The organism is Kocuria sp. MNB10, from assembly GCF_054073685.1.
On record NZ_CM133411.1, the window covers coordinates 553,411 to 568,048 of the forward strand.

At 69.9% G+C, this 14,638-nt stretch carries 13 protein-coding genes; 1 reads left to right on the top strand and 12 read right to left on the bottom strand.

The window, feature by feature from the left end:
- The first annotated feature begins 43 nt into the window (after positions 1 to 43).
- Complete coding sequence (locus ACW9PK_RS02475; protein ID WP_457016381.1) at positions 44 to 247, top strand: hypothetical protein; 204 nt, start codon at positions 44 to 46, stop codon at positions 245 to 247.
- A 373-nt stretch (positions 248 to 620) separates the two neighbouring features.
- On the opposite strand, the gene ACW9PK_RS02480 is transcribed toward ACW9PK_RS02475, so the two are convergent.
- The 12 genes from ACW9PK_RS02480 to ACW9PK_RS02535 all read right to left on the bottom strand — a co-directional run bounded on the left by ACW9PK_RS02480 (position 621) and on the right by ACW9PK_RS02535 (position 14,634).
- Positions 621 to 1,175 carry a DUF501 domain-containing protein gene (locus tag ACW9PK_RS02480; protein WP_206399522.1) on the bottom strand — a complete coding sequence of 185 codons (555 nt, stop codon included), beginning with the start codon at positions 1,173 to 1,175 and terminating at the stop codon, positions 621 to 623.
- The gene (locus tag ACW9PK_RS02485) at positions 1,172 to 1,801 is read right to left on the bottom strand and encodes an FtsB family cell division protein (protein ID WP_064847171.1); all 630 of its coding nucleotides are present in this window, start codon (positions 1,799 to 1,801) and stop codon (positions 1,172 to 1,174) included. Before ACW9PK_RS02485 ends, ACW9PK_RS02480 begins: the two co-directional genes overlap by 4 nt.
- A gap of 134 nt (positions 1,802 to 1,935) precedes the next feature.
- Positions 1,936 to 3,219 carry a phosphopyruvate hydratase gene (eno, locus tag ACW9PK_RS02490; protein WP_035963725.1) on the bottom strand — a complete coding sequence of 428 codons (1,284 nt, stop codon included), beginning with the start codon at positions 3,217 to 3,219 and terminating at the stop codon, positions 1,936 to 1,938.
- A 52-nt stretch (positions 3,220 to 3,271) separates the two neighbouring features.
- Positions 3,272 to 4,171 (bottom strand): MazG nucleotide pyrophosphohydrolase domain-containing protein, encoded by a 900-nt coding sequence (locus tag ACW9PK_RS02495; protein WP_457016382.1) that lies wholly within the window; start codon positions 4,169 to 4,171, stop codon positions 3,272 to 3,274.
- 86 nt (positions 4,172 to 4,257) lie between these two features.
- Positions 4,258 to 5,433: an adenosine deaminase gene (locus ACW9PK_RS02500; protein WP_368844449.1), complete on the bottom strand. Its 1,176-nt coding sequence runs from the start codon at positions 5,431 to 5,433 to the stop codon at positions 4,258 to 4,260.
- 3 nt (positions 5,434 to 5,436) lie between these two features.
- A complete protein-coding gene (locus ACW9PK_RS02505; protein WP_457016383.1) occupies positions 5,437 to 7,122 on the bottom strand; it encodes a hypothetical protein in 1,686 nt (561 codons plus the stop codon).
- 125 nt (positions 7,123 to 7,247) lie between these two features.
- Positions 7,248 to 7,655, bottom strand: a complete 408-nt coding sequence (locus ACW9PK_RS02510; RefSeq protein WP_098055423.1) for a cytidine deaminase — start codon at positions 7,653 to 7,655, stop codon at positions 7,248 to 7,250.
- 142 nt (positions 7,656 to 7,797) lie between these two features.
- Entirely contained in the window at positions 7,798 to 9,129 is a 1,332-nt protein-coding gene (locus ACW9PK_RS02515) for an ABC transporter permease (RefSeq protein WP_370520527.1), read from the bottom strand.
- A complete protein-coding gene (locus ACW9PK_RS02520; protein ID WP_457016384.1) occupies positions 9,126 to 10,337 on the bottom strand; it encodes an ABC transporter permease in 1,212 nt (403 codons plus the stop codon). Before ACW9PK_RS02520 ends, ACW9PK_RS02515 begins: the two co-directional genes overlap by 4 nt.
- Positions 10,334 to 12,091, bottom strand: coding sequence for an ABC transporter ATP-binding protein (locus ACW9PK_RS02525; protein WP_457016385.1), 1,758 nt, complete (start codon positions 12,089 to 12,091; stop codon positions 10,334 to 10,336). Before ACW9PK_RS02525 ends, ACW9PK_RS02520 begins: the two co-directional genes overlap by 4 nt.
- 27 nt (positions 12,092 to 12,118) lie before the next feature.
- Entirely contained in the window at positions 12,119 to 13,210 is a 1,092-nt protein-coding gene (locus tag ACW9PK_RS02530) for a BMP family lipoprotein (protein WP_457016386.1), read from the bottom strand.
- A gap of 164 nt (positions 13,211 to 13,374) precedes the next feature.
- Positions 13,375 to 14,634 carry an amidohydrolase gene (locus tag ACW9PK_RS02535; protein WP_457016387.1) on the bottom strand — a complete coding sequence of 420 codons (1,260 nt, stop codon included), beginning with the start codon at positions 14,632 to 14,634 and terminating at the stop codon, positions 13,375 to 13,377.
- Between the last annotated feature and the right edge of the window lie 4 nt (positions 14,635 to 14,638).

Here is a 14,638-nt window from a genome sequence, read left to right on the forward strand (position 1 = left end):
ACTGCGCCACACCGAACGGCACCACGGTGCGCTCACCGCCTTCATGCTCTTGTCCTTCGTGGGCAACATCGGCACGTACCTGGCCGCCGTCGCTGGCGCCCCGCTGACCCCGGACGCGTTCGACACGCACGTGTCCAAGGAAACCGTATCGCCCATCTCCGTACTGGGAGTGGGCCTGGACTCGATCCTGCCGCTCGTGGCCACCGGTTCCACCCTGCTGCTCATGCGGTTCACATGGCTGGTATGAACGGCGGAGCGCGATCCGCGCCGCAGGCCCGACGGCGAATTGGTCTCGTGGTTGCTCGTGGCCGCGGCGGGCATCGTGGTGCCGTGGCACGGGGCTGGGGTCGTTCTGAACCGCGGCCGCGCGCACGTGGCTCCGGCGCGCGGCGGGGACGCTCACGTTGCTCGGGTGGTTCTTGTGGCAGTCCGCGCGCGGCGGTGTGGACGTGGCGCTGCGCGCCGTGGACCCCGACCCGGGACTCTGACCAGCGAACGCGCCACCGCCCATGCCCGCGGTGGTCACGGCACACGCATGATCGCGCATGAGTGATCGGGGCAGTCATGATCGGACCGCCCCTCGAGAACGTCACCCCACCGGGACGAACGCCATACGAGGGTCAGTCCGCGCTGCGCCACGCGGGATCGCATGCGCAGCGGTCCCGGGACCAGGTGTCGGAGATCAGCTCGAGAGTCTCGTCCCCCAGGGGGTTCACCCCCGGACCGGCCGCGAGGCTGTGCCCCACGAGCACGTGCAGGCACTTCACACGCGTGGGCATGCCGCCCGCGGAGATCCCCTCGATCTCGGGAACCTCGCCGATCCCCGCTTCCTCCCCGATCCGGCGCCGCTGCTCCAGGTAGTGCTCGTGCGCGGCCCGGTACCGCTCGGCGAGTTCCGGGTCCTCGGTGATCCGGTCGGACATGCCGTACATGGTGCCCTCGGCCTCGAGCCGGGACACCGCGGACGTGATCACGGGGTGCGTGAGGTAGAAGACCGTGGGGAACGGGGAACCGTTGCTCAACCGGGGGGCCGTGGCCACGACCAGCGGGTTCCCGCACACGCAGCGCGCCGCGATCTCCACGACGTCCCGCGGGGGCCGACCCAGCTGGTGTCCCACCACGGTGCGGTCCTGATCGGTCACGGACGGGCGGTGTTCATGGGCCGCTGCGGTCACTGATTGCCACTTCCTCGGGTCTGCGGTTCAAGGGTGATCTGTTCGGGCGGGTACGCGGAGTCCACCACGGACTGCCACAGCCCGTCCGCCCACGCCGGCTTGCTAGCCTCGACCTGCTCGGCGGAGGATTCGACGCTCTGGCGCACGCCCGGTTGCGCGCCGAGCACCAGGTAGGCGTTCTCCCCCGGCATCACGTAGGACATCCGCTCACGCGCTTGTTGCTCCACGTAGGAGTCGTCCCCCCACAGTTGTTCCTCGTGCTTGAGCTGCTGTTGTCGCTCTTGTTCGTGGGCGATGCTCTGCTGCAGCGCGGAGATCTGCGCGCGCTGGTCGAAGAAGATCTTGGTGGTGGGCGCGGCCAGGAACACGATGAGCGTGGCCACCACGATCAGGGCCACGAGGCGCCCGTTGAACGAGTGGGCGGGTGTGGGGGCCGCGAGCGTCGACGAGCCGCCAGCGCTGTCCTGGGAGGGGGTGTCCCTCAGCGAGTCCCGTTTCGCGGACCGTTGCGTGTCCCGCGGAGGGTTGCGCCGAGCGTCCCGCGAGCGCCCGCCGCGCGGTTCGCGCGGGGTGTCGTCAGCGGGTTCGGGGCCCATACGGGGGATCCGCGGGCGGGGTCCGACCATGGGTGCCTCCCGGGTGACGTGGGTGGTTCGTGCTCGGTCAGTCTACCCGCAGCACGACGCCGCCCGGCCCCGGGAACGGGGCGAGCGGCGTCGTCATCAGGGAACCCACGGCGGCACGGGGGCCGCCGCACAGCTCACTTGCCGGTGAAGCGGGGGAACGCGGAAGCGCCGGCGTAGGTCGCGGAATCGCCGAGCTCCTCCTCGATGCGCAGCAGCTGGTTGTACTTCGCCACGCGCTCGGAACGCGCCGGGGCACCGGTCTTGATCTGACCCGCGTTCACGGCCACGGAGATGTCCGCGATCGTTGTGTCCTCGGTCTCGCCGGAACGGTGGGAGATCATGCAGCGGTAGCCGTTGCGCTGGGCGAGCTCGATCGCGTCGAAGGTCTCGGTGAGGGAGCCGATCTGGTTGACCTTCACGAGCAGGGCGTTGGCCACGTGCTCGTCGATGCCGCGACCCAGGCGCTCCGGGTTGGTCACGAAGAGGTCGTCACCCACGAGCTGGACCTTGTCCCCGATGTGCTCGGTGAGCGCTGCCCAGCCCTCCCAGTCGTTCTCGTCCAGGGGGTCCTCGATGGACACGAGCGGGTACTTCTCGACCAGCTCGGCGTAGTACCGGGACATGTCTTCGGCCGAACGCTTCTGGCCCTCGAAGGTGTAGGAACCCTTCTCGTGGAACTCGGAGGACGCCACGTCCAGGGCCAGCGCGATCTCCTGACCGGGCTTGTACCCGGCCTTCTCGATGGCCTCGAGGATCAGGTCCAGCGCGGCGGCGTTGGACTCCAGGTTCGGGGCGAATCCGCCCTCGTCACCCAGACCGGTGGACAGCCCGCGGTCCTTGAGCACGGACTTGAGGCTGTGGTAGACCTCCACGCCCCAGCGCAGGGCCTCGGAGAACGTGGGAGCACCGATCGGGGCGATCATGAACTCCTGGATGTCCACGTTGGAGTCCGCGTGGGAACCGCCGTTGAGGATGTTCATCATGGGCACCGGCAGCACGTGCGCGTTGGGCCCGCCCAGGTACTTGTACAGTTCCAGGTCCGCGGAGCTCGCAGCCGCACGGGCGATCGCCATGGAGGCGCCCAGGATCGCGTTGGCGCCCAGCTTGGCCTTGTTGTCGGTACCGTCCAGTTCCAACATGGCCTGATCCACGGCGCGCTGGTCGGAGGCGTCCAGGCCCACCACGGCCTGCTCGATCTCCTCGTCCACGGCGTGGACGGCGTCCAGCACGCCCTTGCCCAGGAAGACCTTCTTGTCGCCGTCGCGGCGCTCCACGGCCTCGAACTCACCGGTGGACGCGCCGGAGGGCACGGCCGCGCGCCCGAAGCTGCCGTCCTCGAGCAGTGCCTCAACCTCGACCGTGGGGTTGCCACGGGAGTCCAGAATCTGGCGGGCTTGCAGCGCAATGATCATTGCCATGAAAATCTCCTTGTCGGTCGTCGACCCGTGGGGCGGTCCCCCGGTCATTAGCCTACCGAGCGTCGCTGGGTGCGGGCGATAAAGGTGCGTCGTGGTCACGCACGAACCGTCGCACCGCCGTCCGCAATGCGCGCTCCGCGTCGAGGCCGCGCGCGGAGCTGTCCTGCACGCGGCGGAACAACTCCTCCCCCAGCGCGTCCTCCTCCGCCTGCCGGTCCTGCTCGTCCGACTCGGGGCGCGGTTCCGGGAGCCCGGCCACGCCGTGCCGGCGCGCCTTGGACAGGGCCTTCTCGGCGTACGCGAGCGCGGGCAGCGCCGGCGGGATGCCGTCGAAGATCCGCGTGCGCTGGGGTTTCTCGCGGCGTTTCACGGCGTCCCAGCGTGCGGCGAGTTCCGCATCGCTCGGTGTCCCGTTGCCGACGACGCCGCTCGCGCCCGTGACATCCGAGCCAGTGCCGCCTGGGCTGGCACTGTCCAGGGTGGTGCCCTCGACAACGGTGCTGTCCGCAGCGGTCGCCTTCACAGCGCCCGCAGTCGCAGCGGTCGTCCCCGCGGCCTGGCGCGCCGCGGCGTCGTCGCCCGGTGGGAACACCGCGGGGTGGCGCCGCACGAGCTTGTCCGTGACCGCGGCCAGCACGTCCGAGATGTCGAAGCGCTGCCCGTCGGGGTGTTCCTGGCCGATGCGCGAGTGGAAGACGACCTGCAGCAGCACGTCCCCGAGTTCCTCCACGAGCTCGGTACGACGCCGCTCGGACGGCTCGAGCGCCTCGACCGCCTCCACGACCTCGTAACTCTCCTCCACGAGGTAGCGCAGCAGCGACTCGTGGGTCTGGGCGGCATCCCACGGGCACCCGCCCGGCGAACGCAAGCGGTCCATGACGGCGAGCAGCCGCTCGAACTCCGCGCCCGGTGCGGAGCCTCGGTCCGGCGCCACCGGGTCATGGGCGGTCATGTTTCCCGTCCTGGCTTTCTGCGCCGACTCATCGTGCGGGGTCACAGACCCCGCGGGCGCCTCTCGTGTCGGTTCCTCGGGCGCCGTCATGCGTCCTCACCCGTCACGTGGCGTTCGAGCCATTCCTGATAGGCCCGCGGCACGAACGCCGCGCGGGCCGCGTTGCGCTGCACCGCGACCAGATCGGCCTCGTCCCACCCCGCCTGCTCACGCAACAGCTCGAGCTCGTTGCCCACGGAGGTGTCGCTCATAAGCCGGTTATCCGGGGAGATCGTGACCGCGAAGCCGTGCCGCAGAAACCGGGTGGCCGGGTGATGGGCGATGTCGTCCCCCCACACCGCGCTCGCACCGGTCTGCAGGTTGGAGCACGGGCAGACCTCCAGCGCGATCCTGCGGTCGCGGATCCACCGGGACAGCGGCGACCGCGCGTCGGGGTCCTCGTTGAGCAACTGCACGCCGTGACCCAGGCGCAGGGCGCGCCCGGCGGTGAGCGCATCCGCCATGGACTCCGCACCGTCCGCTTCACCCGCATGCAGCGTCACGGGGATGAAGTTCTCCGCGAGTAGGTCGAGGGCCGATTGGTGGTCCGACGCCGGGAAACCGCGCTCGGGTCCGGCGAGGTCGAACGCGACCACCGACCCGGGTGCAGGTTCGCCGGGGACGCCCCCGTGCGACGTCGTGGTGTCAGACGCCGCGTGGTCGGAGACCGCGTGATCGGACGCCGCGGCACGCACGCGGCGCACCACGAGCTCGGCGATCTCGAGAGAGCGGTCCAGGTGGCGCATGGCGCACAGGATCTGCACGACTGAGAGGTGACCGCCCGCGGCCTTGACCTCGGCCACGCCCTCGGCGAGACCGGCCTGCACGGCATCCACGGCGGCGTCGAGCGTGAGCCCACCGGCCACGTGCTGTTCCGGGGCCCAGCGCACTTCCGCGTGCACGATCCCGTCCGCCGCGCAGTCCGCGACGTACTCGCGGGCCACCCGGCGCAGCGCGTCCGCGGTCTGGGTCACGGCCACGGTGTGCGTGAAGGTCTCGAGATATCGCTCCAGACTGCCCGAGTTCGCGCTGTCCCGGAACCAGCGACCGAGCGCGGCGGGGTCCGTGGCGGGCAGCTCATGGCCGAAACCTGCGGCGAGGTCGATGATCGTGGCCGGTCGCAGCGCGCCGTCCAGGTGATCGTGCAGGCAGATCCGGCGGTGTGGCCCGAGGCCCCCGTCCGTGGTGCGGTCGGGGGCCTCGGGAGTGGTTCTCGTGGTCATGGATCAGTAGTTCCAGTCCTGCAGTGCCTCGTTCACGTGCTCCGGGATGTTGGAGCCGGTGCGCGGGTACATCCGCAGCTCCTCGAGGTAGTTCTGCCCCGGCAGGCGCTGCTCGTAACGAACGAAGGCCTCCTCGTCCGAGTAGTCGAACGTGACCTCGGGCGGAACGCCCGGGCGGAAGCGGAACATCATGGCCAGCGGTGCGCCGGAGCCCTCCACGTAGGAGTCGTCCTTGAGCTCCTGGACCTTGAGCAGGTCCTCGGGGACCAACTCGAAGGTCGGGCGCTGATCCCAGAACCCGTTGAGGCGCACGTGGGTCAGGGCGTCGTAATAGGTGCCCAGGGCGCGCACGCGGATCAGCACGGTGGAGACGTCCCGCGCGGTGCCCTCGGAATCGAACAGGTGCCGCTGCGCGTCCGCCAAGCGGGAGACCACGTCACCCGTGGTCAGCGCGAGGTTGCCCGGGGCCAACGCGTCCGGGTCGAGTCCCTGCTCCGGCTCGGCCCCGCGGTACGACGGCGCCACGTCCGTGGCGAGCGCGACCTGCGGTGCGCTCGCGGGGTCGTCCTCGGTGTCCTGCGCAGAGGCGGCGGGCACGAGGTTCTCGGCGGGTTCCATGCCGAACTCGGACTCGTCCACGTGGGCCGGGAGGTCCTCGGGGCTGGACTCATCGGTCTCGGTGGCCCGTTCCTCGGTCGCGTCGATCACCTCGGGACGATCCTCGGTGGTCTGCGCGACGGGCTCGGCGGCGAGGGCCGACTCCCGCTGCTCGAACTGTCCCCGCTCGTCGAGCGGCTCCGACCGCTGGAGCTGCTCGGCCTCTTCCTGCTGCGCCGTGAGCTCGGCGGCATCCCGATCGACCACCGCGGGCGTTTCAAGGGACTCGTCCTGCACGACCGGGGCCGCGGGCTCGGACTGCTCGTGCTCCACAACGGGCGCGGGGTCGGTGTCCTCGGCGACCACGGGGGCCGCGTGACCGGCCGTGAGCACCTCGCCGTTCTCGGCGGGTTCGCTCGGCCCATGCTCGGGCACCATCCGCACGGCGTCGTCGTCGACCTGAGCGGTGTCGGCCGGGACCGTCCCGGCGGCGGGCCGGGAGTCCTGGGCGAGCGCGCCGTTGACGACGGGGGCCCCGGCCACCGGGTCATGCTGCGACGCCTCCGCCGGGGCGCCGTGCACGTACTGCTCCGTGCGGGACTCTCCGTTGGGGAAGTCGTAGGTCACGGTGATCTCGCGCTGCCCGTCGTGCGGGTTGGCGGCGATCAGGTCCAGCTGACGCCACGGCCCCACGGGGGTGTTCATGGCCTGGGTGTAGAGATCCGCGACGTCGTCGAACAGCGGCGAGCCCTGGTCCACGGTGCCGTTCTCGACCTCGTCCTGGGCGTCCCCGACGGCCTGGCGGGTCTGGTGCGTCATGATGTTGCCCGACTGCACGAGGGTCAGCCGCGCACGGTCCGCGCCGCGGGACAGCAACAGCTCCACGAGGTTGCGCAGCGCACCGGACTCCGGCAGGGCGACTGCGTTCGGATCATGACGACGCGGCGCGTTCTCCTGCGCCTGCTGCGGTGCCTCGGGAGCGCCCTGCGCACTCTGGGGAGCGGCCGCAGGGTCGACGGGGCGGGCGCCGGGAGCCGGCTGGGGTGTCGGGGTGTCGTTCTTCTTGCTGCGGAACAGATCTCTCAGACCCACGTGTTCGTTTCCCTTTCAGAGCCGGGCTTGGTTTCCTGCAAAGTATAGGTGGCGCGGGCTCCGCCGATACCGGGGACCGGGCCCGTGCGCCGGTCCGTGACGGGCTCGACGTCGCTCCGCCCCGGTTACAGGTTCTCCGGCCCGAAAGCGTCCGGGAGCACCTGGTCCATGGTGCGGACCCCGCTGACCGTGAGCAGTTCCATCCCCGGGGCCCGGTGTTCGTAGAGCAGCTGCCGGCAGCGCCCGCACGGCATGAGCACCTCTCCGTGACCGTCCACGCACACGAACGCCACGAGCTTGCCCCCGCCGGACATGAACAGCGCGCTCACCATGGAGCACTCGGCGCACAGGGTCACCCCGTAGGACGCGTTCTCGATGTTCGCGCCCGTGACCACGCGGCCGTCATCCACGAGTGCGGCCGCCCCCACCGGGTATCGGGAGTACGGCGAGTAGGAGTGGGCCAGGGCGTCCGTGGCGGCACGCTGCAGTTCGCGCCACGTGGCCTCGTCCACCGGGTTGCGGGTGCCACTCATGATCGTTGCCTCTCCTCGTCGCTCGAACGTCAGGATTGCTCGGTTCCGGAACTGCTCGGTCTCGCGTTTTCACCACCGGTCGACGACGCCGCGTGGCCATGCGAGCGGCGCATGCGCCGGCGTCGTCGTACCGTGGTGCGCGTCATTCCTTGGTGTACGGCTCGCCCGAGGCGGCCGGACCGCGGGAACGGCCCACGAGACCCGCCACCGCGAGGATCGTGACCACGTACGGCAGCATGGCCAGGAACTGGCTGGGCACAGGGGTGCCCAGGAAGGACAGGATGGATTCCAGGTTGGATGCGAAACCGAACAGCAGGGACGCGAGCAGCGCACCCACGGGGTTCCAGCGGCCGAAGATCAGCGCGGCCAGGGCGATGTACCCGGCGCCCGCGGTCATATCGCGCGTGAACGCGGAGACCGAGACGAGCGTGTAGAACGCCCCGCCCAGACCGGCCACGGCACCGCCCAACAACACGTTGCGCACGCGCAGCGCATTCACCGAGACACCCAGGGTGTCCGCGGCCTTGGGATGCTCCCCCACCGCGCGGGTACGCAGACCCCATCGGGTCCGGTACAGCGCGAACCACACCACGATCACCGCGAGGTACATGATGTAGCCGATCACCGACTGGTCGAACAGCACGGGACCCACCACGGGGATCTCGGCGAGGACCGGAATGCGCACGTGCGGCAAGCGGTCCGGTGCGTTGAAGGACGCGGCGTTGGGCTCGAGCACGGTCGCGAAGAGGAACCCGGTCAGGCCGGAGACGAGCACGTTGAGCACCACGCCCACGATCACCTGGTTCACGCGGTAGCGGATCGCGAACAGCGCGAGCACGGCGGCGACCAGCACCGCTCCCAGCATCGCCGCGAGCAGACCCACCCAGGGGTTGCCGGCCACGGTCCCGGCGACCGCGGCGGAGAACGCACCGAAGAGCAGCTGGGCCTCGATCGCGATGTTCACCACGCCCGAGCGCTCACACAGCAGACCGCCCAAGGAACCGAACACGAGCGGTGTGGCGAGTGCCACGGACCCGGCGAGCAACGCCGTGATGGAGATGCTGGGCGTCTGGGCGGTGCCCACGATCCACACCAGGAACCCGGTCACGAAGAAGAAACCGGCCACGATCACCGCCCAGCGCGGCAGCTTGCGCGCCTGCACGGCCGCGTACACCGCGAGGGCGGCGAGCACGATCGTGACTACCCAACCGTAGGGGGCGGAGGGCACGGAGACGTCGGGCAGGCGGATGGCACCGCCGTCATTCGAGAACCGGAAGTCCACCCTCTGCCCGGAGGCGTTCAGCGCGAAGACGATCAGGGACACGAGCGCCAGGACACCCAGGCCGATCGCGGGCCGCAGGGTCCGCACACCCACGGCGCGGTTCGCGGCGGAGGTGGCCAGAGCGGCTTCGGGCGCGTGCTCCGGAGATCCGGACGAAGGACCGGAGGACTGCGAAGTGATAGCGGTACTCACGCGGCGGCCTCCTGCGAGCGACGGGTAGCGAACTTGAATAGCGGGGGCAGCGCCACGAACAGCACGATCAGGGACTGCACGACCAGCACGATGTCGATGTTGGTCCCCGTCATGGACTGCATGGTCACGCCACCGGCGCGGAAGGCCCCGTAGAGGATGCCCGCGAAGAACGTCCCCCACGGACGCGAGCGGCCGAGCAGGGCCACGGTGATCGCGTCGAAGCCGAAGGACGCGGCCACGCCCGAGGTCAGCGAGTGTTCCGTACCGGCGATCTGCGCGGTACCCGCGAGCCCGGCCAGCAGGCCGGCGAGGAGCATGACGACAACGAACCCGCGGGTCACGGAAATGCCCGCGGTACGCGCGGCGCGGGGGTTCGCTCCCACGGCGCGCAGCTCGAAGCCCACGGTGGAACGGTTGAGCAGCCACGCCACGGCCACGGTGGCCAGCACGGCCACCACGAAGCCCCAGTGCAACCGGAAGTGGTCACCCAGCAGCTTGGGGAACATCGCCGTGTCCGCGACGGGCGGGCTGATGGGGTTGGACGAGCCCTCGCGCTGAAACCCCGGCAGCGTGAGCAACCACGCCACGAGGTTCAGGGCCACGTAGTTGAGCATGATCGTGAGGATGACCTCGTGCGCGCCCGTGCGCGCCTTGATCAGTCCCACGATCCCGCCCCACACGGCACCGCCCGCGGCACCGGCGACGACGACGGCGAGCAGGTGCAGTCCCACGGGCAACTGCCACGCGAAACCGACCCACGCCGCGAGCGTGGCACCGATCAGGATCTGCCCCTGCGCGCCGATGTTGAACAGCCCGGCCCGGAACGCGAGGGCCACGCCCAGACCCGCGAGGATCAGGGGGGTCGCCACGGTCAGCGTCTCGGTCAGCGGGTACAGCCGGTCCGCGAGCGTGCTGCCGTTCGGGTTGTACACCGCGCCGTAGAACATGGCGATGTACGCGCTCGACGCCGCGCGCCACATCGCGGAGAGCGTGTCCCCGGGGCGGGCGAAGAAGTACCCCGCGGCCTGGCGGACCCGCTCGTCCGTGACCGCGATCAGCAGTCCGCCCAGGATCAGCGCCACGACCACGGCGAGCACCGACTGCAGCGTGGAGCCCAGCAGGGTCCGGCGCGGGTCCGCGGCGGAGAGTTCGGTGGGTGGCGGGGCCGAGACCTGATCGGAGGTGGCCGGTGTGGTGGACGCGCTCATGCCGTGCGGTTCCCCTCGGGTCGGTCGGTGGTTCGGTCGGCGGGATCGGGGGCGGGATCGGGGGCGGAGGCCTCGGTGGAGGTGGTTCCCTCCGGGCGAGCCGCGCCGGCCGCGGGAGCAGCACCGTCCGCGGGGACGGGCGCGGATGCGGCCGCCGAGCTGCCCGCCGGGGTGGCCGTCGCGGTCTGCCCGGGCGCGACGACGCCGGACCCGCCGTCGTCGTGCGAGTGATCCCACGGCGCGGGCGGCAGCACGCTGTCCGCGGGCTCACCGGCCATCATGCGCCCAAGGGCCTCGCGCGGGGTGTCCGGGCCCACGATACCCATGAGGCGACCGTGGAAGAACACCGCGATGCGGTCCGCGAGTGCGTAGATCTCGTCCAGTTCGGTGGACACGATGAGCACCGCGGTGCCCTTGTCCCGCTCGGCCACGATGCGCTTGTGGATGAACTCGATGGATCCCACGTCCACGCCGCGCGTGGGCTGGGACGCCACGAACAGTTTGAGGGGCCGCCCGAGCTCGCGGGCGATCACGACCTTCTGCTGATTGCCGCCGGACAGCGTGGCCACGGGAGAGTCCACGGATCCGGTGCGGATGTCGTACTCGTTCACCTCAGAGCCGGCGTGCCCACTGATCGCACCGAGGCGCAGGGACGGTCCCGCCGCGAACTCCCGTTCCCGGTAGCGGTCCAGCACGAGGTTCTCGGCCACGGTGAAGGTGCCCACGAGTCCGTCCATGGAACGGTCCTCGGGCACGAAACCCACACCGCTGGCCAGGATCTCCCGGGTGCGCAGCCCCACGAGTTCCTGCCCGTCCAGGCACGCGGAACCGCTCACCTGCTCCTCGAGTCCCACGAGGGCCTGGGTGAGCTCGGTCTGGCCGTTGCCCTGCACACCGGCCACGGCCAGGATCTCGCCGGGCGCGACGTCGAATTCCACGTCGTCCAACAGGACGACGCCGTTGTCCCCCACCACGGTGAGCCCGCGCACCTCGAGCGCGGTACCGGTGGTGTGGGCGGTGTCCTTGGCCACGGTCAGGGAGACGTCACGGCCCACCATGAGCGCCGCGAGCTCATCCGTGGACGTCTCAGGGCCCACCTGTCCGACCACTTCCCCGCGGCGGATCACGGTGATCACGTCCGACACGGCCCGGACCTCGCGTAGCTTGTGGGAGATGAACACGATGGACGTGCCGTTGTCCCGCAGTTGCCGCATGATCTCGAGCAGCTCGTCCGTCTCCCGCGGGGTCAGCACGGCCGTGGGCTCGTCGAGAATCAGCACCTTGGCGTCCCGCACGAGGGCCTTAATAATCTCGACCCGCTGTTGGACGCCCACGGGCAGGTCCTCGACCACGGCGTCCGGGTCCACCGCGAAGCCGTAGCGTTCGGAGATCTCCCGGATCCGGGCCCGGGTGGTCTCCAGGTCCAGGGACATCCCGCGCGTGTTCTCGTGACCCAGGGCCACGTTCTCGGCGACCGTGAAGACCGGGATCAGCATGAAGTGCTGGTGCACCATGCCGATCCCGGCCGCCATGGCATCGCCGGGGCCGGAGAAACTGACGGGCGCGCCGTCGATCTCGATCGTGCCGAACGTGGGCTCGTACAGCCCGTACAGCACGTTCATGAGCGTGGACTTGCCCGCACCGTTCTCACCGAGCAAACAGTGGATCTGATGTGGTTCCACCGTGAGGTTCACACGGTTGTTGGCGGTGAAGTCACCGAACTTCTTGGTGACGTCCGTCAGTTTCAACTGCACTGTTCTGCTCCTGCCGGGCCCGCCCGCTCAGGCGGTGGGGGCGTTCTTGGACTGCACCGTGACCTTGCCGTCGATGATGTCCTGCTTGAGCTGCTGGACCTGCTTGTCGAGGTCCTCGCTGACCTCGTCCTGCTGGTCGTGGTAGGGGGCCAGGCCCACACCACCGTTCTCGAGCGTGCCCACGTACTGGGTGTTGTCGAAGTTGCCGTCCGCGGCCTGCGTCACGACGTCCTCGACCGAGGTGGACATCTCCTTGAGCACCGAGGTCAGCAGGAACTCCTTGCCGGCGTCCAGGGTCTCGTAACCGTCGGTGTCGGGCCAGATCAGCCGGACGTCCTTGCCGCTGCGGTTGGCCTCGGTCACGGCGTCCACGGTGCCCTGGGCCGCCTGACCCGCGACCGGCAGCACCACGTCAGCGCCCTCACCGATCAGGTTCTGGGTGACGGTCTTGGCCTTGGAGGAGTCCTGGAACGAGCTCAGGAACGTGCCGTTCTGGGAGTCCTTGTTCCACCCCAGGACCTGCACGTCCGCGTCGTTCTTCTCGTTGTAGTACTTCACCCCGTCCGCGAAACCGTCCATGAACACGGTCACGGTGGGGATGTCCATGCCGCCGTACGTGGCCACCTTGCCCGTCTCGGAGGTACCCGCCGCGAGGTAGCCGGCCAGGAACGCGGCCTGGGCGGTGTTGTAGACGATCGGCTTGACGTTGTCGGCCTTGATCGAGTTGTCGTCCACGATCGCGAAGTGCTTGTCCGGGTTGGCCTCGGCCACCTTCTTGGTGGTGTCCGCGAGCAGGAAGCCCACGGAGACCGTGAGGTTGCAGCCCTGCTGCGCCATGGAGGTCAGGTTGGGCTCGAACTCCGTCTTGGACTGGGACTCGGCCTGGCTGATCTGGATGCCCTTGTGCTCCTCGGCGGCCTTGAGGCCCTCATAGGAGCTCTGGTTGAAGGAACGGTCCTGGAAACCGCCGTCGTCGGAGACGATGCAGCCCTTGAAGTCGGAGGCCCGGGCGCTGCTGTCGCCGGCGTTGTCCGGGGCGGCACCGCAACCCGCCAGGACCAGGCCGGTGACCCCGGCCAGGCCAAGCGTCCCCAGGGTGCGCAAACGTCGAGTGGTCATGAGGTCCTCCGGTCGGACTGGGATCAGATGCGGGTCGTGACCCGGGAACACAGTGCACGGGCCACCGGCCCGTGCCCCGGGCGGTGACCCGTGCAGTGAGCCGGATCATAGGTCAGCTCAGTGTAGCCCCGGAAGTACCCCGTAGGACGCTCACCGCGGGCGTGTCAGGACTGCGGTGCGTCCGGCGTCGTCATGGCGTCCGAGAGCTCGCGCACGCGCAACCGGATGGCGCGCAACGCCGTGGAGGCCATGACCTGCACACCGCAGCGGATCGCCTCCTCCTGGGGTGCGTAGTCGGACTGGTGCAGGTCGTAGGTCCGGCCACCAGGAGCACGCGTACCCAGGCGCATCATGGCCCCGGGGACGTGCTGCAGGAACCACGCGAAGTCCTCCCCGCCCATGGACTGCTCCACCAGCAGGATGCTCTCCTCCCCCAGCTCGGCGCGCGCGGCGATCTCGAACAGGGTGGTCTCGGTCTCGCCGTTGACCACGGGAGGCACGCCCCGGATGTGCTCGAGGTCCACGTTCACGCCGTACGGTGCGGCCACCTGCTCCACGACCTCGTCCAGCATGTCCCCCGCGCGCGACCACGCGTCCGCGTCCAGGCAGCGCATGGTCCCGGACATGAATCCGGACATGGGGATCGCATTGGGCGCCACGCCCGCGTGGATCTGACCCCACACCACGGCCACCCCCGAGCGCACGTCCACGCGGCGGGAGAGCACCGCGGGAACGTTGATCGCGATCTGGCTCATCGCGTAGACCAGGTCCTCGGTCAGGTGCGGGCGGGACGTGTGCCCGCCGCGCCCGGACAGCTCGATCCGGATGGTGTCCGAGGCGGACGTGATCGCACCGATGCGCGTGCCCACCTGACCCACGTCCACCTTGGGTTCGCAGTGCAACGCGAACATCCGCGGTACACCGGCCAGCACGTCCTGCTTGATGATGGTCAGCGCCCCGCCGGGCAGTTTCTCCTCGGCGGGTTGGAAGACCACCCGCACGGTGCCCGCGAACGGGGACGAACGGTGCAGGTCGGCGAGCACGCGCGCCACCCCGAGCATCACCGTGGTGTGGATGTCGTGACCGCACGCGTGCATCACGCCCTCGTTGACGGACGCGTAGTCCAGGCCCGTGTCCTCGAGGATGGGCAGGGCGTCGATGTCCGCGCGCAGGCCCACCATCACGGGCCCGCGACCCACGTCCACGTAGCACCCGGTGCGTTCGAAGCGCACGGGGTGCAACCCGGCGGCCTCGAGGGCGTGCACGATCCGGTCCGTGGTGCGGTACTCCTCGTAGGACAGTTCCGGGTGCTTGTGGATGTCCCGGCGGAAGCGCACGAGGTCCGGGAGGTAGTGCGAGAGCAGGGGGCCGATGGCCGGGGGCAGTCCGATGTCGTCGGCGGACGGCAGAGGCAGATCCAACATGTGT

What these genes read in the sequence shown, in the direction of transcription:
- ACW9PK_RS02530 (WP_457016386.1), bottom strand. Translation starts at nt 13,210, where the DNA reads ATGACCACTCGACGTTTGCGCACCCTGGGGACGCTTGGCCTGGCCGGG.
- eno (WP_035963725.1), bottom strand. Translation starts at nt 3,219, where the DNA reads ATGGCAATGATCATTGCGCTGCAAGCCCGCCAGATTCTGGACTCCCGT.
- ACW9PK_RS02510 (WP_098055423.1), bottom strand. Translation starts at nt 7,655, where the DNA reads ATGAGTGGCACCCGCAACCCGGTGGACGAGGCCACGTGGCGCGAACTG.
- ACW9PK_RS02485 (WP_064847171.1), bottom strand. Translation starts at nt 1,801, where the DNA reads ATGGTCGGACCCCGCCCGCGGATCCCCCGTATGGGCCCCGAACCCGCT.
- ACW9PK_RS02520 (WP_457016384.1), bottom strand. Translation starts at nt 10,337, where the DNA reads ATGAGCGCGTCCACCACACCGGCCACCTCCGATCAGGTCTCGGCCCCG.
- ACW9PK_RS02495 (WP_457016382.1), bottom strand. Translation starts at nt 4,171, where the DNA reads ATGACCGCCCATGACCCGGTGGCGCCGGACCGAGGCTCCGCACCGGGC.
- ACW9PK_RS02535 (WP_457016387.1), bottom strand. Translation starts at nt 14,634, where the DNA reads ATGTTGGATCTGCCTCTGCCGTCCGCCGACGACATCGGACTGCCCCCG.
- ACW9PK_RS02500 (WP_368844449.1), bottom strand. Translation starts at nt 5,433, where the DNA reads ATGACCACGAGAACCACTCCCGAGGCCCCCGACCGCACCACGGACGGG.
- ACW9PK_RS02475 (WP_457016381.1), top strand. Translation starts at nt 44, where the DNA reads ATGCTCTTGTCCTTCGTGGGCAACATCGGCACGTACCTGGCCGCCGTC.